Origin of the sequence: Thalassotalea sp. PP2-459 (genome assembly GCF_001913705.1) — a bacterium.
GTDB classification, from domain to species: domain Bacteria; phylum Pseudomonadota; class Gammaproteobacteria; order Enterobacterales; family Alteromonadaceae; genus Thalassotalea_C; species Thalassotalea_C hakodatensis.
This window is the reverse complement of the sequence record NZ_MKQD01000067.1, coordinates 1-19,987: the sequence shown is the minus strand read 5'-3', so window position 1 is coordinate 19,987 and position 19,987 is coordinate 1. Positions and strand designations below refer to the sequence as shown.

The 19,987-nt window shown below is 36.8% G+C and carries 21 protein-coding genes; 18 read left to right on the top strand and 3 right to left on the bottom strand.

The features are described 5' to 3' along the window. Positions 1-17: 17 nt before the first annotated feature. Together BI291_RS15740 and BI291_RS15735 are read right to left on the bottom strand one after the other, a co-directional pair. On the bottom strand, positions 18-902 hold the full coding sequence (locus tag BI291_RS15740) for a L,D-transpeptidase family protein (RefSeq protein WP_074499875.1): 885 nt from the start codon (positions 900-902) through the stop codon (positions 18-20). A gap of 5 nt (positions 903-907) precedes the next feature. Next, on the bottom strand, positions 908-2,422 hold the full coding sequence (locus BI291_RS15735) for a CYTH and CHAD domain-containing protein (protein ID WP_074499834.1): 1,515 nt from the start codon (positions 2,420-2,422) through the stop codon (positions 908-910). A gap of 158 nt (positions 2,423-2,580) precedes the next feature. Between BI291_RS15735 and BI291_RS15730 the strand changes: the two genes are divergently transcribed. The 9 genes from BI291_RS15730 (at position 2,581) to BI291_RS15690 (ending at position 12,907) form a co-directional block, all read left to right on the top strand. Then, on the top strand, positions 2,581-3,183 hold the full coding sequence (locus tag BI291_RS15730; RefSeq protein ID WP_074499832.1) for a TIGR04211 family SH3 domain-containing protein: 603 nt from the start codon (positions 2,581-2,583) through the stop codon (positions 3,181-3,183). A gap of 74 nt (positions 3,184-3,257) precedes the next feature. Continuing rightward, complete coding sequence (locus BI291_RS15725; protein ID WP_074499829.1) at positions 3,258-4,322, top strand: CDP-glycerol glycerophosphotransferase family protein; 1,065 nt, start codon at positions 3,258-3,260, stop codon at positions 4,320-4,322. A gap of 68 nt (positions 4,323-4,390) precedes the next feature. Beyond that, positions 4,391-4,807: an adenylyltransferase/cytidyltransferase family protein gene (locus BI291_RS15720; protein ID WP_074499827.1), complete on the top strand. Its 417-nt coding sequence runs from the start codon at positions 4,391-4,393 to the stop codon at positions 4,805-4,807. A gap of 13 nt (positions 4,808-4,820) precedes the next feature. After that, the gene (locus BI291_RS15715; protein ID WP_074499824.1) at positions 4,821-6,344 is read left to right on the top strand and encodes a capsule assembly Wzi family protein; all 1,524 of its coding nucleotides are present in this window, start codon (positions 4,821-4,823) and stop codon (positions 6,342-6,344) included. Positions 6,345-6,887: 543 nt separating this feature from the next. Beyond that, on the top strand, positions 6,888-8,438 hold the full coding sequence (gene leuA, locus BI291_RS15710; protein ID WP_074499821.1) for a 2-isopropylmalate synthase: 1,551 nt from the start codon (positions 6,888-6,890) through the stop codon (positions 8,436-8,438). 57 nt (positions 8,439-8,495) lie between these two features. Then, positions 8,496-9,587, top strand: a complete 1,092-nt coding sequence (gene leuB / locus BI291_RS15705) for a 3-isopropylmalate dehydrogenase (protein WP_074499819.1) — start codon at positions 8,496-8,498, stop codon at positions 9,585-9,587. Positions 9,588-9,590: 3 nt separating this feature from the next. Next, positions 9,591-11,000 carry a 3-isopropylmalate dehydratase large subunit gene (gene leuC / locus BI291_RS15700; protein ID WP_074499816.1) on the top strand — a complete coding sequence of 470 codons (1,410 nt, stop codon included), beginning with the start codon at positions 9,591-9,593 and terminating at the stop codon, positions 10,998-11,000. 10 nt (positions 11,001-11,010) lie between these two features. Then, the gene (gene leuD / locus BI291_RS15695) at positions 11,011-11,607 is read left to right on the top strand and encodes a 3-isopropylmalate dehydratase small subunit (protein WP_074499814.1); all 597 of its coding nucleotides are present in this window, start codon (positions 11,011-11,013) and stop codon (positions 11,605-11,607) included. 76 nt (positions 11,608-11,683) lie between these two features. Continuing rightward, entirely contained in the window at positions 11,684-12,907 is a 1,224-nt protein-coding gene (locus BI291_RS15690; protein WP_074499811.1) for an HD-GYP domain-containing protein, read from the top strand. Between the two features lie 38 nt (positions 12,908-12,945). Here the strand turns inward: BI291_RS15690 and BI291_RS15685 are convergent, their stop codons facing one another. Beyond that, positions 12,946-14,556 (bottom strand): AAA family ATPase, encoded by a 1,611-nt coding sequence (locus BI291_RS15685; RefSeq protein ID WP_074499809.1) that lies wholly within the window; start codon positions 14,554-14,556, stop codon positions 12,946-12,948. A 143-nt stretch (positions 14,557-14,699) separates the two neighbouring features. Here BI291_RS15685 and BI291_RS15680 point away from each other — a divergent pair, with 143 nt between their 5' ends. From BI291_RS15680 to BI291_RS15650, 9 genes are all read left to right on the top strand, one after another. Next, positions 14,700-15,908: a hypothetical protein gene (locus tag BI291_RS15680; protein WP_083602125.1), complete on the top strand. Its 1,209-nt coding sequence runs from the start codon at positions 14,700-14,702 to the stop codon at positions 15,906-15,908. Between the two features lie 264 nt (positions 15,909-16,172). Continuing rightward, positions 16,173-16,349, top strand: a complete 177-nt coding sequence (locus tag BI291_RS18465) for a hypothetical protein (RefSeq protein ID WP_175573144.1) — start codon at positions 16,173-16,175, stop codon at positions 16,347-16,349. Between the two features lie 2 nt (positions 16,350-16,351). Continuing rightward, positions 16,352-16,483, top strand: coding sequence for a hypothetical protein (locus BI291_RS18700; protein WP_303046032.1), 132 nt, complete (start codon positions 16,352-16,354; stop codon positions 16,481-16,483). A gap of 50 nt (positions 16,484-16,533) precedes the next feature. Continuing rightward, positions 16,534-16,794 (top strand): hypothetical protein, encoded by a 261-nt coding sequence (locus BI291_RS15670; RefSeq protein WP_074499804.1) that lies wholly within the window; start codon positions 16,534-16,536, stop codon positions 16,792-16,794. Between the two features lie 388 nt (positions 16,795-17,182). Beyond that, the gene (locus BI291_RS15665; protein ID WP_217693846.1) at positions 17,183-17,374 is read left to right on the top strand and encodes a hypothetical protein; all 192 of its coding nucleotides are present in this window, start codon (positions 17,183-17,185) and stop codon (positions 17,372-17,374) included. Between the two features lie 457 nt (positions 17,375-17,831). Then, the gene (locus BI291_RS18460; RefSeq protein ID WP_175573143.1) at positions 17,832-17,984 is read left to right on the top strand and encodes a hypothetical protein; all 153 of its coding nucleotides are present in this window, start codon (positions 17,832-17,834) and stop codon (positions 17,982-17,984) included. Between the two features lie 264 nt (positions 17,985-18,248). Further along, the gene (locus tag BI291_RS18455) at positions 18,249-18,392 is read left to right on the top strand and encodes a hypothetical protein (RefSeq protein ID WP_175573142.1); all 144 of its coding nucleotides are present in this window, start codon (positions 18,249-18,251) and stop codon (positions 18,390-18,392) included. 10 nt (positions 18,393-18,402) lie between these two features. After that, positions 18,403-18,543 carry a bacteriocin gene (locus BI291_RS18345; protein WP_175573141.1) on the top strand — a complete coding sequence of 47 codons (141 nt, stop codon included), beginning with the start codon at positions 18,403-18,405 and terminating at the stop codon, positions 18,541-18,543. 59 nt (positions 18,544-18,602) lie between these two features. Next, on the top strand, positions 18,603-19,484 hold the full coding sequence (locus tag BI291_RS15650) for a CPBP family intramembrane glutamic endopeptidase (RefSeq protein ID WP_074499795.1): 882 nt from the start codon (positions 18,603-18,605) through the stop codon (positions 19,482-19,484). Positions 19,485-19,987: the final 503 nt, after the last annotated feature.

Sequence of the window (19,987 nt, the reverse complement as noted above, 5' to 3'; positions counted from 1 at the left end):
AGTAATGTGTTGTTTCATTACTTCAACGCGTAAACAACCCCCTGTTGCTCTGCAAGTAATTGTTTTATTTTTTCATTGGTAATACTTTCTCCTAAAAAAGCATTTACCGCTTCAGACATTTGATGCTTCTTAGCATGAGGAAATTCACTTAACGGTTTATGCACCTCAATATATTTACGTCCTTGGGCTTCATAACTCATTTTTATCGGCTGATCGATAATTTTTACTTGTGTGCCTACGGGAATATTATGGTACAACCATTCAATATCGTCAGCATACATACGTATACAACCAGAGCTTACTCTTAATCCTATACCCATTCTTTGATTTGTGCCGTGGATTAAATACTCACTAGTGCCTATTCTTAATGCGTATTTCCCAAAGGGATTATTAGGCCCTGGTGGGATTTCTTTTGCTAAGTCAATACCATGCTCTTCTTTGTAGCGTTGCCGTAAGGCACTTGGCGGACGCCAAACAGGGTTTTTACGTTTATCACCAATAACGCTGATTAAATTTGGCGTTGATAAACCTTCACGGCCAATACCAACAGGAAAAACGTAAACAAGTGACTCTTCAGGAGGGAAATAATATAAGCGCAGCTCCGCAAGGTTAATGATGATCCCTTTGCGTTCTGCATACGGTAAAATCATGCGCTTAGGTATAATGATATGTGAGCCAACCGGCGGCAAAAAGGGATCTACATTAGGGTTAGCCTCAATCAAGGCAAGTAAACCTACGTTATAATACTCAGCCAGCGCCTGAAAGTAATCTCCAGGTAATACCTCATGTCTGACATCTTCACCAATAACTCTACTTTTAGAAGTAGGTAAAGCGTAAACACTCGCTTGAATCGACAACGTGAACAATAAGCTTAACGTAAGCAGAAAACGCAGTAATATCATGATGATTAATTTTGCCAATAGGCGGGCAATGATAATGCAGCATCTTTAGTATGTGATAAGGCAACAAGTAAATTTTCAACCTTTCTTTGCTGCCACGTAATGACTTTCACGACAGATTCATTGTTATCGTCTGCAAGTTTTTCTAATTGCTGTTTAATAATCCATAAACTTTGTAATTCAGATAGCCCTTGTTGCATATCAAGCCAAGGAACTCTAAAGTGATGACGATGTTGCTGATCAAAAAGATGACCAAACCAGTTGCCCGTTAACAAGCAACGATGAAGCACTTTTCGCTTATCTAGAAACTGTTCAGCGTCTGTTGGATCAATGGCTTCAATTGCAACATGGAGCTCTGTTAAACTTTTATTCATTTGTTCACGTGCAAAAGGAAGTAATGAAGGCTGTGCTACGGGCAAAAACGCCTTTGAGGGATCATCATTTAAAATAAGTTGTAATAAACGCATCTGTAATTGATTAAAGCGTTCACTGTGTAATAGCTCTGACACCATTTCAGCATCAGGAAATCTTCGCTTTTCAAGCTTAAGTTGCTCGATTAACTGCTGGCTATATTCAAGTTTTTTGCGATAATTTCCGGTTTTATTCATCACTTCTTTAAGGTAAATGGCACTATCAACCCAAGCAAATAACTGAATAAAATGGCTTAATTCTCGCCTAATTTCTTTACTATGTTCAGTAATAATTTCATCGTACAGCCAAAAGCCATGTCTGATAATAGACAATATTTCTACCATTTGCATGAGCGCTGATAACTTTCTATTTGTCAGGTAACTTTCAGTCGCTAATTGAAGTTGTTGCAAATAATGGCTCAGTGCGGCAATAAACCATTGTTGTGTGTTATTTTGTGTATTGTCATCGCTAAAAAAAAGGGCGACGCTGTAATTAAATGGCTTATCAGCAAAAAGTCGATAACCTCTTGCAGCTTTACTGTGAATGCCGGCACGCAATGAAAGTTGAGAAAATAATAATGTTGCTAAGTTATATAATGCAGATACATCACCTTCAACTAATTCAAGTTCAATTTCATTGATAGCCTCTTGTCTGCCATCCGATAGAATTTCACCTTGATCAAGCGCCATTTCAATTTTACTGCCCTCAATATCTACAAGCCATGTTTCACGCTGAAAATTTGTCGAAAATAAAGAAGTTAGTTCGCGTTGAATGGCTTCAACATTAGCATCATCAGGCCAAATACTGTTTGGAAATAAAGACAAATCCGGAAAATTATGCTCAACAGTAATATTGTATTCTGGACGTTGATGCAACCCGCCAAGCACTTTTCCTGATGTTTTAATGGTTTGCTCTAAGTGCGTTTCATATTGACGAATACGAAGGCCGCAATCCAATGCCCTAAGCTTTAAATCGGGGGTATCAAAATAACAATTGTGTAATTTTCTAACGTTATGTTGATAGGGTATCTGGTGACTTGTTAATAATTGCTTGATTCTTTCAGATACATCATCACTTAAAATCAAGAATTTAAGTTCAACTTCGGTGATCATTAGCTATATCTTACAAACTCTACGGTAAAGTTGGCTTTTATTTAGTTTACCATACAAAAGCTAACGCGGGGGTGCAATATTTTTCGCTTGCTATCGTCGTGTCAAAGCCCTACTATTTTCATCATCAAAGAAAGAAAAAGGTGTATTTAGGTAACTAAATGAAAATAATAACATGTCTGGTGATTGCAACGTTGTCGCTACTAGCGCCACAGGCCTTATCTGAAGAATCACAACAAGAACCGAAAGAATCAGCGTATATTATCGATGATTTATTTATTTATATGCATGCAGGTGCGGGAGCTAATTATCGTATCGTAGGTAGTGTAAATGCAGGTGATGAAATTAAACTTACCGGCAATGAATCTAATGGATACACGGAAATCATTGATCCGCGCGATAGAATTACCTGGGTAGAAAGCAAGTATTTAAGTAAAACGCCAGGCATGCGTGTTGCTATCGCTGAGTTAAATACAAAATTAGCCAATCAAGAAGAAAGTGTCGAACAATCTGAATCAAGCTTGTCGTTGGCCAATCAGCAAATTAATCAACTTAAAGCCAATGAAAAAGCGTTAAATAAAAAAATTACGGCATTAACGCGTGATTTGGATACTGCGCAATCAAAAGTTGATAACCAAGATTTAGCCTTAAAGAAAGAGTATTTTTTTAATGGTGCTATCGTGTTGGCAATCGGTCTTATACTTGGCCTCGTTTTACCAAGGCTCGCAGCTAGAAAACGTTCTAGTATGGATAATTGGAAATAAATAGCTGCAACTAAATGGCAAATAAATGTTAATATAAACGAAAAATTTCGCTTAAATTACACTTATTTGCCATTATGCATCTTATATTCGACGTACTTCATTTATATTATTTACCTCAATACTTACCCGTATATCACCAACTTATAAAGCAGGATACTGGAAGTGCTACTTTCGTGTTTTATCATGGTGTACACGATGAAATTATCCAATCAATAATCGAGCAAGAACAGCTTAATTATCTTTGGGTTGAAAATGAAGAGCAGGCTTTAACGTTTTATCAAACACAAACTGCTGATTGGATATTTTTTGCCAATAGTTTTCCTTACTTAGAAGATGTTCATAAAGTAAGTAAATCTGTGCAACTTGGTCACGGTATAGGTCCTAAAGCCAGTTATTACCATAAATCTGATACTCCAACCACTGTTAGATTTGTTGAAGGTAATTACCGCACAAAACGCTTTGAGGCTATGTACCCTAATGATACCTTCATCGATGTTGGTTTTTGCAAGCTAGATCCTATTATTAATAATGAACCTGTTGAATTTAAATTGGTTGACCATCAGCTCGACCCCTCTAAAAAAACAATACTATACGCACCTACTTTTTATCCTAGCAGTATTGAGTGTTTTCCCAAAGATTGGCCAAATGAATTTAAGCAATACAATATTATCATTAAACCCCATTATTTTTCTCTAAGTAAAGATAAATATAAAGCACAACAAACATTACTTTTGCACTGGCAAAAGTATGAAAACGTTTATTTAGCTGAAGTACACGATTATTCCCTTATTCCATTCATGGCATCCGCAGATCTATTAATTAGTGATGCATCATCAGCGTTATTTGAGTTCGCAGCCTTAAACAAACCTGTTATTTGGTGTGATTTTTTAAAATTACGGTGGAGTTACCGTGGAATTTTTTCCTTTCGCTTTAAAAAGCGCATGGACCAAGACTACGGAGAGTATGCAGATATTGCAGCGCACGCTAAAACGTATAAAGAATTAGCAACACTTGTTGAGGAACATTTATCAACTCCTGAACTCTTAGAAAAAACACGTTTATCTTTTGCTGAGAAATTAGCAGGGAAACTCGATGGCAAAGCAAGTGAACGTATTATTCAATATTTACAAAATAACTAAATAGAATCCTACCTAAGCTAAATTGCTTTGTGTAGAATTAGTATCGCTTTAAGCTTTAGGAATTATTGATGAAAAAAATAGGTTATACCACAGGTGTTTTTGATCTGTTCCATATTGGACACCTCAACGTACTTAAACGGGCTAAATTAGAGTGCGATTATTTAATTGTGGGCGTAACAAGTGATGAACTATGTTTAAAAGCAAAAAATAAACAACCCATAATCCCCTTTCCTGAACGAATGGAGATCGTTGAAAATATCAAATTTGTTGACGAAGTTGTGCCGCAAGTCAATTACGATAAAAAAGAAGCTTGGAACAATTTAAAGTTCGATCTTATGTTTGTAGGTGATGACTGGAAAGGCACTGATAAATGGAACAACATAGAACAAGAATTTGCTGAATTTGGTGTAGAAATTATTTACTTCCCATACACATCACATACCTCAAGCACTAAATTAAGAGAAGTGCTCGAAAAAATAACATAACAAAGTAACATTTATGAAAAAATTTCATGTAATTTTAGCGCTATTTTCTTGTTTAACTTTATCCGTAAAAGCAGACCCTTGGATAGATACAAGCAATGTTTTTTTACGAGCTAATATTCAATGGTTAGTCGACAATGGTATTATAAAGACACCTGTCACTACATACCCCTTAATGTGGCATGATATTTCACGCGATCTAAACAACGTCTACATAGGTAAATTGGACGAAAGAAGCCGTGAAGCGCTTTTATATGTTAAACATCAATTAAAGCTGGCTCAACGTAACAGTAAAACAATTACAGCGAGTATCGCTAATGAAAATAAACGATTTACTAGTTACGGTGAAGATTACCGTAATGATAGCCATCTAAATGTAGCGACCAACTGGATGAATGATCGTTTTGCCATAAATATATCCACGCATTACCGTCCAAACAACGCTTATGGTGAAAACACCAGTTTTGATGGTAGTTATGGCGCATTCTTTCTTGGTAACTGGGTTTTTTCGGCTGGTATGCAAGACCGTTGGTGGGGGCCAGGTTTAGATACTAGCCTCAGCTTAACAAGCAACGCCCAATCAATGCCAGCCTTAGCTTTAAGCCGAAAATCTGCAATCCCTGTAAATATACCTTTTACTGAGCATCAAATTCCATGGACAGTTACTACATTTATGGGAAAATTAGATGATGAAAGGATCGTCAAAAACGCCCTATTATGGGGATTTCGTTTAAACTTTAATCCAATAAAAAATTTAGAAGTTGGTATCTCTAGGCTCGCCCAGTGGGGGGGAGACGGACGACCAAGTGACTTAGGTACGTTTGTTGATGTGTTGAAAGGTTTAGACAACTGTGGAGGCAATGGCCCTACTATTGAAGAATGCGCTGCTGGTAAAGAACCCGGCAACCAATTAGCGGGTTATGATATTCGCTGGTCTTCATCACTATTATCACATCCGTTCGCTATTTATTTTACCAGTTTTGCAGAAGATGGGGATCGAAAAGGTGGGTTAAGTATTTTAGGTGAAGAACGCTATCAAGTTGGTATAGAAACACAATTGATGGCTTTTAATTATTATTGGAACGTTTTTTTAGAGGGAACCGACACTTATGCGACATGTCGAGATGGCGTAAATGGTGATGGTACGAGCCTAATCGGTGATTGCTATTACGAACACAAAATATATCAAACAGGAATGCGTTATCACGGCCGTTCAATCGGTAGTATTTATGAAAATGACGCAACAAGTTTAGTGCTAGGTGCCAATACCATTGCAGCTAAAAACACTCAGTTAGCATTTAAATTGCGTTGGTTACAATTAAATAAAGACAACAGCGATAAAGCACCTGAAAACCCATTAATTGGTAACACCTTAACACCAATAGCAGAAGACATGGTACAGCTTTTTAGCAAAGTACAACATAGTTACCAAAATTGGCGCTTTACTCTAGGCATGGATATTAGTCGCTCACGCTATCAATCCACCAATACAACTGATAACAATATAAGTGCCTTTGCAAAAGTTGAGTATAACTTGTAAGTTATTGCTCACTGATTTGATGCTGGATACACCTTTTAGTAATCCAGCATCACATTGTATACTTTTTTTCAACACCTATCTTGAACTAGCTTTGCATTATTCATATAGATGGTAAGCTATATTTTCATCACTCTGTTCGAGAGGTATTTATATTGAATACCAATTTATAAGCTTATGTTCTCTAATAAAAAATCATTTCTTATACGATATACAAATAACCTTAGAAAACTTTACTCTTAAATTTTATTTGACAAAATTTGAGTAAATACGCTATTAATAGTTCACTGATGTAATAAAATTACAATTAATTACTAAACAGCAATAATAAAAATGCCGTTTAGTGCTAAGGCAAACATAGCAAATAATGAAATTTAACTTCAACAACACATTAAACCTCCTCCTCCTCGCATTAACATTGCGCGGATAGCTTGTAGGTGACTGTTGAAGAATTAAATTAAACAGAAAGAATCACTAAAACCCGCGCTACTCAACGCGGGTTTTTTTATGCTCGCATGTTTAGACATACACTTTAAGGGAAACAAAATGGATAATCAGGTCATCATATTCGATACCACCTTACGCGATGGTGAACAAGCATTAACAGCCAGTTTATCAGTACATGAAAAACTACAAATTGCACAAGCAATAGAGCGACTTGGTGTTGATATTATTGAAGCTGGTTTTCCCGTTTCATCACCAGGTGATTTCCACTCAGTACAACAAATTGCCAAAACCGTCAAAAACTCAGTAGTTTGTGGTTTAGCAAGAGCAGTAGAAGCTGACATACAAGCATGTGGCGACGCATTAAGTGTTGCAGAACAATTTCGCATTCACACCTTTATTTCTACTTCAGATGTTCATGTACAGCAAAAATTACGCAAAGGCTTTGACGATGTAGAAGCAATGGCGATTAATGCGGTAAAATTTGCACGAAAGTTTACTGATGATGTTGAATTTTCTTGTGAAGACGCAGGAAGAACACCAATTGATAACTTATGTCGTATGGTAGAAAGCGCCATTAAAGCCGGTGCGACAACCGTAAACATCCCCGATACAGTTGGTTACACACTGCCCGATGAGTTTGGCGGTATAATCACCCAGTTATTTAATCGCGTGCCTAACATAGATCAAGCAGTTATTTCCGTACATTGCCACAATGATTTAGGATTAGCCGTTGCTAATTCAATTTCTGCGGTACAGGCTGGCGCAAGACAAATTGAGTCAACGATCAATGGCATTGGCGAACGAGCGGGTAATTGTTCATTAGAAGAAATAGCGATGATCATGAAAACTCGCCAAGATATGTTAGGGGTGAAAACAAATATCAACCATCAAGAAATCGCTCGCACTTCAAAGTTAGTTAGCCAACTTTGTAATATGCCAGTACAACCCAATAAAGCGATTGTAGGTAGCAATGCATTTAGTCATTCATCAGGTATACATCAAGATGGCATGTTAAAAGCAGCGAATACTTACGAGATCATGACACCTGAAAGCGTTGGTATTGCGAAAACTAAATTAAACTTAACTTCGCGAAGTGGCAGACATGTGATTAAACATCGCATGGAGAGCCTTGGATATAAAGAATCAGATTACCAATTAGATAAGCTATATAAAGACTTTTTAGCGTTAGCTGATAAGAAAGGCCAAGTGTTTGATGATGATTTAGAAGCGCTGTTGTTTAACATTCAACAGCAAGACCAAAAAGACCACTACACACTTGAATCTATCAACGTGCAATCTGGAGGCAGAGAATATGCTACAGCAGGTATTAAGTTAGTAATCGGTGATACAAGTCAGATTTCATCCGCGACAGGAAATGGTCCAGTAGATGCGTTATACCAAGCGATAAAGCAATCTGTAGATGTTGATTTTGAAGTAAGTGATTATAAAATTTCAAACAAAGGCTCTGGTGAAGATGGACTTGGTCAGGCTCATCTTGTTGTTGCTTGGCAAGGTAGAAATTTTCATGGTTACGGTTTAGCTACAGATGTCATTGAAGCATCAGGGCAAGCATTAGTGCACTGTTTAAACAGCATTCACCGTGCGATAACCATTGCTGAAATTAAAGAGCAGAAAAAAATAAGCGAATAATAAGAATGAGTGTGAACTCGCTAACTCATTCATACACATAATAAGGGCAAAAAACACATGTCAAACATTGCAGTATTAGCCGGTGATGGTATCGGCCCAGAAGTCATGAAAGAAGCGGTCAAAGTTATGTCAGCTGCCGCTAAAAAATACAACTTTAATTTAAATTTCGAAAGTCATGATGTCGGTGGTTGTGCCATCGACAATCACGGTACAGCGCTACCTCAATCAACCATTGATGGTTGTGAGAAAGCTGACGCCATTTTATTCGGCTCTGTTGGTGGCCCTAAGTGGGAAGACCTACCACCAACAGAACAACCCGAACGTGCATCTTTACTAGGCCTACGTGGACATTTTGGCTTATTCTGTAATATGAGACCTGCACAATTACAATCTGCCATGTCTAACTTATCTCCTTTACGTGCAGATATTTCAGCGGCTGGTTTTGATATTTTAGTAATGCGAGAACTTACTGGCGGCATTTACTTTGGTGAGCCAAAAGGCAGAAAAAATGCTGGTACGGCTGAAGAAGCAGGCTTTGATACCATGATTTATTCCAAAGCTGAAATCACACGCATTGCAAAATTAGCCTTTGAAGCGGCACAAAAAAGAAACAAAAAGGTAACCTCTATCGACAAAGCAAATGTACTTGCTACCTCCATTTTATGGCGCGAAGTTGTAAATGAAATCGCAAAAGATTACCCCGATGTAACGTTAGAGCATATGTATGTTGACAATGCAGCCATGCAGTTAGTCAAAGATCCTGCGCAATTCGATGTCATGCTTTGTTCGAATTTATTCGGTGACATTTTATCGGATATTTGTGCAATGATCACAGGTTCAATGGGGCTTTTACCTTCTGCAAGCCTTAATGAACAAGGTTTTGGTATGTACGAACCCGCTGGTGGTAGTGCACCCGATATTGCTGGAAAAGGTATTGCAAATCCAATTGCTCAAATTCTTTCAGGAGCATTACTTTTGCGTTATAGCCTTAACCAAGATGAAGCAGCCACGGCGATTGAGTCTGCGGTAGCGAAGGCATTAGATAAAGGTTATTTTACCGGTGATTTATTACCTGCAGAACAAATTAACAATGCAAAATCGACCCGTGAAATGGGTGATATAATCTGCAACTTTATTCAGGAGAGCTAGATCATGGCGAGCACACTTTACGATAAACTATGGCAGCGCCACCTTGTTGAAGAAAAACAAGGAGAAACACCTTTAATTTATGTAGATCGTCACTTGATCCACGAGGTAACTTCACCACAAGCCTTTGCTAATTTACGATTTCATAACCGAGTATTACGCTGTCCAGAGCGAACAATTGCAACGATGGATCACAATATTTCTACCCGATCAATTGAAATTACGGCAGCAGGTGAAGGCGCAGCAAACCAATTACGAACGTTAGAAAAAAACTGTAAAGAGTTCGGTATCGAACTTTTCGGTATGGGACACAAAAACCAAGGCATAGTGCATGTAATGGGGCCAGAATTAGGACTAACATTACCAGGAACTGTTATTGTTTGTGGTGACTCTCATACAGCAACCCATGGTGCTTTTGGCGCTTTAGCATTTGGTATCGGTACCTCTGAAGTGGAACATGTTTTTGCCACGCAAACGTTGCGCCAAACTAAAGCAAAAACAATGAAAATTGAAGTTAAAGGCAACGTTGGTGCGGGCATAAGCGCGAAAGATATTATTTTAGCCATCATAGGCAAAACAGGTAGCGCAGGAGCAACTGGTTATGTGGTTGAATATTGTGGCGAAGCAATAGAAGCGCTTTCCATGGAAGAGCGAATGACCGTTTGCAACATGAGTATTGAGTTTGGTGCTAAAGCAGGGTTGATCGCCCCAGATCAAACAACTTTCGATTATGTAGAAGGCCGTGAATACGCACCTAAGGGTGACTTATGGCAACAAGCGGTAAACGATTGGAAATCGTTGAAAAGTGATGACGATGCAGTATTTGATAGCGTATTAACGCTAGAAGCAAAAGATATCAAAGCCCAAGTGACTTGGGGCACAACACCGGGTCAGGTCATCGAAATCGACGCTGTAGTACCATCTCCTAGCGACTTTTCAGATCCTGTTGAACGTGATTCATGTGAGAAAGCATTATTGTATATGGGGCTAACCGCAGGAACTAAGATTACCGATATCAAAGTAAATAACGTGTTTATTGGTTCATGCACTAATTCTCGAATTGAAGACTTACGCGCAGCAGCTTCAGTTGTTGAAAAATATATTGCTAAGGGTGATAAGTGTGCCAAAGAAGTCACAGCTATTGTTGTGCCTGGCTCATATCGCGTAAAAGCACAAGCAGAAAGCGAAGGTTTAGATAAAATATTCACCCAAGCAGGTTTTGAATGGCGTTTGCCAGGCTGCTCTATGTGTTTAGGTATGAATGACGACAAACTAAATTCAGGCGATCGCTGTGCTTCAACAAGCAACAGGAACTTTGAAGGTCGTCAAGGACGAGGTAGTAGAACCCATTTAGTTAGTCCTGAAATGGCAGCTGCTGCAGCTATTGAAGGTCATTTTGTCGATTTAAACGCATAGGAGTGTTCACGTGGAAAAGTTTTCAACACATACGGGTTTAGTTGCTCCGTTAGATGCAGCAAATGTAGACACCGATCAAATTATACCTAAGCAATTTTTACAAAAAACGGAACGTGTTGGCTTTGGTCAGCATCTATTTCATGATTGGCGCTATCTTGATGCAGATGGGCATCAAGATAATCCTGATTTCATTTTAAATGCACCAGCCTACCAAGGCGCTAGTATTTTACTTACCAGAGAAAACTTTGGTTGTGGCTCAAGTAGAGAGCATGCACCTTGGGCAATACAAGAGTTTGGTTTTAAAGTTATTATTGCTCCTAGCTTTGCTGATATTTTTTATGGTAACTGTATCAACATTGGTGTTTTACCCATTACTTTGCCAGAAGATCAAATTAATACATTATTTGCACGCACAGAAGCTGGTAACCTTACGCTTGAAGTTGATTTAATCAATAATACTGTAAAAGGAGAAGATTTTACTTTTTCATTTAACGTAGATAAGTTCCACCAGTATTGTCTTGAAGAAGGTATAGACAGTGTAGGCTGGACCCTAAACAAACTAGACAAAATTAAAGCTTTTGAAGCGAACATGCCTGCATGGCAATAGCGTATTAGCTGATTGAAAGCTTAAGTGATAACGTGTTAAATTCAAATATTCACGTTATCACTTAATTTGTTTTGTAATGGCATCATCAAACTCGCAAGCAATTTTAGAAAAAATTCCTTTATCCAACCTAACCTTAGGAATGTATGTCACATCAATCATAGATAATGACAATATCGAAATAAAATCAGAAGGTTATGTTTCAGATCAAGAAACAATAAACCAATTAAAAAAAGCAAATGTTTGCTACGTCATTGTTGATACAACTAAACAAAAATCAGTTGAAAAAATTGACCGAGTATTAGGTGAAATTACAGTTACTCAAACCGTTCCTACTAAGCATTCAACACCTGATGTTTCACTTGATCAAGAAATGCGTAAAGCCAATAAGCTCTATATGAGCGCGCGAGACTTACAAGAGAACATTTTAGCGTCAGTTAAACGAAACCGTACCCTTAATCAAGAAAACATAAGTCAAACAACCGATTCTCTCGTAGATTCTGTTTTTCGAAATCAAGACGCACTGACTTGTTTAACCCGCTTACAATCTAAAGACTCTTATTTATTTGAACATTCGTTAAATGTGGCCATTCTAATGTCAGTCTTTGCTAAACACTTAGCCCTTGAAAAGCGTATTGTACAAGAACTCACTTTAGGCGCATTCTTACACGATATTGGTAAGGTATTAATCCCAAAAGAAATACTTCATAAACGTGGCTCTTTGACTATTCAAGAAGAAAAAATAATGCGTAGTCATGTTGCACTGGGTTTAAAGCTGCTAGAAAATAGCCCTGAGATATCTCATATCGCAATGCGAATGATACAAGAACACCATGAAAGAGCTGATGGTAGTGGTTACCCTCATGGCTTAAATAGCAAAGCAACATCTAAATACGGAAAAATGATTGCGATCGTTGATAGCTACGATGCGATGACATGCGAGCGGCCGTATAAGTCAGCTGTTTCACCAATTTCAGCCTTTAAAACGCTTGTTGCAGAAGCGCCAACCAAGTATGACGAAGAGCTTGTCGAAAAGTTTATTCAATGCTTAGGCGTTTATCCTGTAGGCACACTGGTAAAACTTAATAGTGGGAAGTTAGGCTTGATTAGCCAGCTAAACAAAAGCAAGCCGTTACGCCCCTTTGTCAAAGTTTTTTATAATACTCGCTTAAATCAAGCTATCTCAATTGAAGAAATTGATCTTTCAAAAAGTAAATATAAAGATCAAATTGATTGTTGCATTAAACCAGAAGATTTCAATATTAATTTATTAGGCTTTTTCAAAAATGCTTTTATCGACTAATGACCTAGAGAATCTTAATCACACAAAAGCATTTAGGATCACCAATTAGATAGCGCAGGCATGGAAAACTGTTCACCTCTAAAGTTTAATATCACTTTTTGTGGCAAAATAGCTTCTAATAAAACATCATTAGCGATATGCTCGCCTTCTTTGAAGTCACGTCCGTTTACCCTAACCCAACCGTTGCCCTCGGTTTCAAACATATGCATTTCAAAACTAAGTGGTGGTAAGGCATCTTGAAAAGTAGCAGGCATTTGATGTAAAGCAGTAATTGATGAATAATCAACATTTTCAATTGATTGGTTTTCGTTCTTGTTAATCGGTTCGTCTTCAGTTTCTTTCACCGCTTCTTTAAACAGTTCCAGTATTTCCTCAGACACTCCCTCTTCGGCCTTTAAGGTGATAGCACTTTTTTTCTGTTGTTCTTGGTAAGCTTTTGCGTTGTAACCTAAAACCAAAGGTGCTGAAGTTTTTTCTTCTGTTTGACTGGGTTCGGTTGATTTTTCATCTACAGATGTTTTTTTAGCTAAAATCTCAATCGCTTGGCTAATCTCCGTTTGGTTAGCATGCTTCGCCTTTTGAGCAGGTAGGTTAGTTTCTAGGTTGGTATCATTTTGCAGCGCTAGGTTATCTGTTGTGTTTTTCTGTGTGGGAGCAGATGGTATTAGTTGTTCATCAGGCTCTTGGTTGCCTAATGTTGAATTAGATGATACCTGTTTCTCATCATTGAAGAATTTACCATTATTCGCAAGCCACACACCTATCAATAGCGATAAAATCATAGTAACTGACATAATCGCAGCTTTAACTGAAAGCGATTGCCATAGTGAAGGCTTCACAGCTTCTCCTAATGCTTCATGTGCCGCCTCTATCACTATTTTTTTATTAACAACAGCTTGATTGTCACTATAGGCCAACACCAACGCGCGATCACACAACAAGTTAACAACACGTGGAATGCCTTGTGATATTTTATGAATCGCTGCTATTGCACTTTTATTGAACAAGTTGCGAGTGCAATTTGCAACCGAAAGGCGATGTTGAATATAACTTGTCAACTCTTGTTGCGTTAGTGGCATTAAGTGATAACGAGCAGTAATACGCTGTGCAAGTTGACGTAAGTCTCTGCGTTGCAATAACTGCTGTAGTTCTGGTTGACCAATTAAGATCACTTGAAGCAACTTTTTGGTATTCGTTTCAAGGTTAGTAAGTAAACGTAATTGCTCTAACACTTCCGCTTGTAAGTGCTGCGCTTCATCAATAATAACTAATGTATTAATTCCCTGCTCATGATTGCTAATCAATTTTTGTTGGATTTTATCAGTAAGGTACTTTAACGTTGCGCCTGTTTTTTTATAGCGTATTTTTAAATTATCACAAATCGTAGCAAGCAACTCTTCACATGAAAGCGTAGGATTTAAAATAAATGCGAGTTGTGTATTTTCTGGTAGTTTTTCCATTACCGTTCGACTAATGGTAGTTTTACCCGTTCCAACTTCCCCTGTAAGTAAAACAAAGCCGCCGTTATCACCAAGACCATACGTTAAATGTGATAACGCCTCGCGGTGGCGATCACTTAAAAATAAATAAGCAGGATCTGGGGCAATAGTAAAAGGCGCTTCACTTAATCCAAAATAAGCCGTATACATAAAAATAATTTACTGGTGAAAAAGGCTAAAGCAAATTAACCCGTATCTTCAACGATGTCAAAGGCCCGCATATAAGAAAAAACAATGTTATGTTAGAATGATTACCGTTAATGATCACTAAACCTTGTGCGATATTTCTTCTCATGAAAAACAGTCAAAAAAAACTTCCTATTGAACATTACCTTGTGGGTGGTGCGGTGCGAGATCATTTACTTGGTCGTGAGATTAAAGAACGCGATTATGTGGTGGTAGGCACAACCGTTCAACAAATGTTATCACTTGGCTTTACGCAAGTCGGTAAAGATTTTCCTGTTTTTCTTCACCCAGAAACTAAAGAAGAATATGCTCTGGCACGTACTGAGAAAAAACAAGGACAAGGCTATAGAGGCTTTGTGTGTAATGCATCGCCAGAAGTAACTTTAGAGCAAGATCTATTGCGAAGAGATTTAACCGTTAATGCAATGGCAATGACCAGTGACGGTCATATAATAGATCCATACCATGGCCAGATAGACTTAAATAATAGAGTACTTCGCCACGTATCTGATGCTTTTATTGAAGACCCGCTAAGGGTGCTAAGAGTAGCTAGATTTGCCGCGCGATATCATTATTTAGGATTTAGTGTTGCACCGGAAACACTTGCTTTGATGACGAAAATTAGTCAATCAAACGAGTTAAATGCATTATCTGGTGAACGTATTTGGCAAGAGTTTGCTAAGTCTTTATCGGAAAATAATCCTGATATTTTTATTAAAATATTAGTTCAATGTAAAGCACTTGATAAAATTTGGCCTAACTTAGCCGATGCCTATGCTGAATACCCTTATTTAGAGCCATTAACCCAATCTGTTAACGTCACGGATTCATTATCAATTAGATTTGCCTTATTAGCTCAACAGCTCCGATATACTAAAAATAAACTGCCATCACTTAACTCAATTGATTCTGAGCATGAAAATATTGCTAGTATTGAAGATATAGCAAATACGTTGCGAATTCCAAACCACATTAAATGGCTTGCGACAAAATTGCTCGCTCATCAACAACACGTTGAACACGTACTTACTTTAGCTGACAAAAAAGTTTTATCATTACTCAATGATTTAGATGTTTGGCGAAAGCCAGATGCTTTTGAAGATTTTCTCATTGCATGTCAGGCATCAAAGCACGATGAAAACTGCACTTTGCAAACACAGTTTTTAAGACACGTTGTATATGAGTCAAGTAAAATTAACGCGCAAAAATATATTAAGCAAGGCGTTCAAGGTAAAGATATTCGTTTAGCGATGGATAAGGAAAAACTAGCCATTATTCAACAATTACAAGCCCAACACATCAAAAATACTCAATAATTTCTGAGGATTTTTATTGTATTTTTATTAAATAATAGATTTAACCGACTAATAAACTTATCATTTTTAATTCACAACCTTTCTGCAAGTACTAATCAAAAACATTCCTGTTAGACTTTCTAATATTCTTGCTTCAAGAACATATCTGTCGCATTAAGAAGCTACTTAGCAATTCTGCTATTCCTGCATCTGTAGGGGTGGAGAATAACAGGCTAATTCAACATGGAATTAGTAAATTTAATTGAAACAAAAAGGAATTTAATTATGCGTGAATTAAGCATGAATGAATTAACCACTGTAAATGGTGGTGTAGTGTTTTTAGGTTGGGTTGCATATGGTGCATTTCACTTAGGTATGGCTGCTGGAAGGGCAATCATAGCAAATCCTCGTGGAACAGCAACAGTTGTAGGCATAGCTGCTGGCTGGTTGTCAGAGGACTAAGCATGAAAGAACTTACAATTGAAGAATCAAAACAAGTTTCAGCTGGGTTATTACCATTAATCTTATTAGCAGATTTTGCCGTTGGTGTTACTGCGGGTGCTGCTTTGAAAAAATTATGGAATAAATTTGCATAAATTCTAGAGGGGGCTTCCCCCCTCATTTCATTACAATAAAAGGGGCTTACATGTTAGAAATATTAATTCTGCTACTAATTAGTGTCACCATACATTTTCTAATATTAGTATTTCACAACAAACAAAAATTTAACGGTAAAACATTCTTTAAAGCTTCACTAAGAATACTTGGTTTTTCTATCTGCTTAATTGCCATTTTATTTGCAGTAAAACCTTTATTAGATACTGTTTTTGATGAGTTATTAATTATAGTCTTATTTGGCTATATAGTGTTTTTAGGATTATATTTAAATGATTATAAGAATGAATAAAGCAAAACTTACACTTATCAAAATGTGTAACTTTTGAATAATTTAACTCTCTCATCTTTACTAGGCTTTTATCCTGACACAGGGGCAGTCACATTTTCTATTAAATACGACATATCCCGAATAAACACCTAATATTTTATTGTATTTTCATTAAATAAAATTCAACAACCGATTGATAAATATAATAATTTTAATTCACAACATTTTGACAAGTACTAATTAAAAACATTACTGTTAGACTTTCTAATATTCTTGCTTCAAGAACATATTTGTCGCATTAAGAAGCTACCTAGCAATTCTTCTATTCCTGCATCTGCAGGAGTGGAGAATAACCGGCTAATTCAACATGGAATTAGTAAATTTAATTGAAACAAAAAGGAATTTAAATATGCGTGAATTAAAGGTAAGTGAAATGAAAGAAGTTCAAGGTGGTGGTGCTGCTGGTGGTATTGCTATGACACTCGCTGGCGGTTGGGCTGGTGCTGTAGCTGGTTTTGCAATTGGCGGGCCAATAGGTGGCCTTATTGGATATGGACTTAGTACACTTGTAGGTGTTGGTTATACTTTAGCGACTAGTTAATTTGTAAGGGGAGAACTCTCCCCTTTTATATGGTGGTATTATGGGAAATAAATATAAGAGTTTAGCCGTTTGTTATTTTGGCTCTTTGATACTTGCGTTTAGCATCTTTGTAATTATGCCTGTAATGACGTGTTCATTTTTAGGGCTTAGTGTAAGTAATTTTATCGTTTCAACCTTGGTTTTAGTATCAATAATTGTCGCTAATATATTCAAAAACAAATGTTCAAAAAGGATCATGTCGTAATAAAAAGACAACATTAGATAAGTCTACTTTTTAAATTTTACAACAGGACGTAGGGTTGAGTTAATTCTTCAATCAGAAATAGCAGATAGCTTGAATTTAGCTAGCCATGCACTACAACTTCGATACACAAAAATAAACAGAAACCTCTAAACTCAATCAGTATGATAGTATTGAAGAAGTATCCAGTACATTGCGAATTCCAAACACCATTAATTGGCTTGCGATCAAAATGAATCAAAGAAAATTAGCGCACAAAGCTATTTTAAGCAAGGTATTCAAAGTAAGGATATTCGTTTAGCGATGGATGATAAAAAACTAGCCGTTATTCATCACTTACAAGCGAGATACAGCAAAGATACTCAATAATTGCTGAGGATTTATGTTGTATTTTTATTAAAAACTATATTTAACCTACTAATAAAATTATCATTTTCAATTCACAACCTTTCTACAGGTACTAATCAAAAACATTACTGTTAGACTTTCTAATATTCTTGCTTCAAGAATATATTTGTCGCATTAAGAAGCTACTTAGCAATTCTTCTATTCCTGCACCTGCAGGAATGGAGAATAACCGGCTAATTCAACATGGAATTAGTAAATTTAATTGAAACAAAAAGGAATTTAATTATGCGTGAATTAAGCATGAATGAATTAACTACTGTAAATGGTGGTGCGGCTCTCATTTTATGGACAATATTATTGCTTGGCCATGAAGCACTAAACGAACTTGGCAGAGGTATTGGTGCTGGCGTTTACGATGCAACACATTAAGGAGTCAATAGTGAAAAATTTAAATATAAATGAATTAAAAGCTGTAAGTGGTGGTGGCCTAATGAGAGAGATTGGTTATGAAATTGGCAGTGGGCTAGCCGGAGATTGGGGTAAAGAGCTGGGCGGCTGGTTATATGAGATAACTCATTAAAAAATGACCATGAAACCAGCGAATAACCCGCTGGTTTCAAACAACTCAAGGAGGAAAGCATGTTACAAATATTAAAAAAAAGCCCCATAGCGAGAATTATTACACTACTCATTCTTTCACAACTCATGGCAGGGTTGATACTTATTCCTTTTTTTAGTCTAAATATTATTAATCCCAACGACTTTAATATTGAAGCTTTAGGCATTGAGTTAATGTCACTTATTTTTTTGCTACAAGCTGCGGCTAATTTATTTTTAATTTACCAATTGCAAAAGAACTATGATAAACAACCTTTTCTTCAGATTGGTTTTTCTCGTGAAAATTTATTAAAAAAAATTAGCTTTGGATTAGGCGGCGGCGTTATTTCCATAATAATTATTTACCTGATTTTGTTATTTTCAGGTCTAATTGAAACATCTACTAATACTGTTAATTTATATCACTTTGCTTGGTACTTCGGACTTTTCTCAATTGTTGCTGTTAATGAAGAACTTCTCGTAAGAGGCTACATTTTAAAGAGTTTGTTAGGTTCACAACATAAATATATAGCGATAATAATTTCTGCTTTAATTTTTATGATACTTCACTCTGGAAATAGTGATGTTTCGTTACTTAGTTTTATAAACCTATTGTTGGTAGGTATATTTTTAGGGCTGTATTATACCTATTTCAAAGATCTATGGTTTCCTATCGGTTTCCATTTCACATGGAACTTTATGCAAGGGCCAGTATTAGGCTTTCCTGTGAGCGGACTTCCAGTTGAAGGTTTGTTAATCCAAAAATTCACAGGTAATTCAACCATAACTGGGGGAGAGTTTGGTTTAGAGGGGTCTTATCTTACTATGGCTCTTTTAGTACTTTTATGTCTAATCGTTTGGCGTATAAATCATCAAACTGATGGTAAACATCACAAGGTTATTACCAAACAAAGTTTAATATAGGGTTGATGGATAAGCAGTATGAACTTCAAGAACAAGATCCTGCCTGAGAAATTTCTGTTTTTAATATTTTAATAATTAAGGAATTCACCAATTTTAACATTGAATGGACTCACAACATGACTAGTATTATCACTCAAAAAAATAACACAATACCTACCAAACATAGTGAACTATCACCAATTCAATACCTTAAATGGTTTGTCGTACTTATGATTGTTCCAGTTATATTAAGTCATATGATTTTTAATTTTCTGTTAGGAATTGAAACAACAGATCTTCGTTTAGCAAGTTTGAATACGGTATTTATGAATAATACCATATATGGACTCTCTCCGATTGCAAGATAGTAATTGATAGGGTTTCAAAGTTCATTGCTGCCATATATTCGGTCATTCAGCGAGAATTAAATGCTTTAGAGGCACGGCGTTGATTGCAGAGAATGGTTATTCAGGAGAACGTGCTCCTGCGTTCTCTAATAAGCTACATCCTTGTAGCGTCCTTGT

What these genes read in the sequence shown, in the direction of transcription:
- BI291_RS15740 (WP_074499875.1), bottom strand. Translation starts at nt 902, where the DNA reads ATGATATTACTGCGTTTTCTGCTTACGTTAAGCTTATTGTTCACGTTG.
- BI291_RS15735 (WP_074499834.1), bottom strand. Translation starts at nt 2,422, where the DNA reads ATGATCACCGAAGTTGAACTTAAATTCTTGATTTTAAGTGATGATGTA.
- BI291_RS15730 (WP_074499832.1), top strand. Translation starts at nt 2,581, where the DNA reads ATGAAAATAATAACATGTCTGGTGATTGCAACGTTGTCGCTACTAGCG.
- BI291_RS15725 (WP_074499829.1), top strand. Translation starts at nt 3,258, where the DNA reads ATGCATCTTATATTCGACGTACTTCATTTATATTATTTACCTCAATAC.
- BI291_RS15720 (WP_074499827.1), top strand. Translation starts at nt 4,391, where the DNA reads ATGAAAAAAATAGGTTATACCACAGGTGTTTTTGATCTGTTCCATATT.
- BI291_RS15715 (WP_074499824.1), top strand. Translation starts at nt 4,821, where the DNA reads ATGAAAAAATTTCATGTAATTTTAGCGCTATTTTCTTGTTTAACTTTA.
- leuA (WP_074499821.1), top strand. Translation starts at nt 6,888, where the DNA reads ATGGATAATCAGGTCATCATATTCGATACCACCTTACGCGATGGTGAA.
- leuB (WP_074499819.1), top strand. Translation starts at nt 8,496, where the DNA reads ATGTCAAACATTGCAGTATTAGCCGGTGATGGTATCGGCCCAGAAGTC.
- leuC (WP_074499816.1), top strand. Translation starts at nt 9,591, where the DNA reads ATGGCGAGCACACTTTACGATAAACTATGGCAGCGCCACCTTGTTGAA.
- BI291_RS15690 (WP_074499811.1), top strand. Translation starts at nt 11,684, where the DNA reads ATGGCATCATCAAACTCGCAAGCAATTTTAGAAAAAATTCCTTTATCC.
- BI291_RS15685 (WP_074499809.1), bottom strand. Translation starts at nt 14,556, where the DNA reads ATGTATACGGCTTATTTTGGATTAAGTGAAGCGCCTTTTACTATTGCC.
- BI291_RS15680 (WP_083602125.1), top strand. Translation starts at nt 14,700, where the DNA reads ATGAAAAACAGTCAAAAAAAACTTCCTATTGAACATTACCTTGTGGGT.
- BI291_RS18465 (WP_175573144.1), top strand. Translation starts at nt 16,173, where the DNA reads ATGCGTGAATTAAGCATGAATGAATTAACCACTGTAAATGGTGGTGTA.
- BI291_RS18700 (WP_303046032.1), top strand. Translation starts at nt 16,352, where the DNA reads ATGAAAGAACTTACAATTGAAGAATCAAAACAAGTTTCAGCTGGGTTA.
- BI291_RS15670 (WP_074499804.1), top strand. Translation starts at nt 16,534, where the DNA reads ATGTTAGAAATATTAATTCTGCTACTAATTAGTGTCACCATACATTTT.
- BI291_RS15665 (WP_217693846.1), top strand. Translation starts at nt 17,183, where the DNA reads ATGCGTGAATTAAAGGTAAGTGAAATGAAAGAAGTTCAAGGTGGTGGT.
- BI291_RS18455 (WP_175573142.1), top strand. Translation starts at nt 18,249, where the DNA reads ATGCGTGAATTAAGCATGAATGAATTAACTACTGTAAATGGTGGTGCG.
- BI291_RS15650 (WP_074499795.1), top strand. Translation starts at nt 18,603, where the DNA reads ATGTTACAAATATTAAAAAAAAGCCCCATAGCGAGAATTATTACACTA.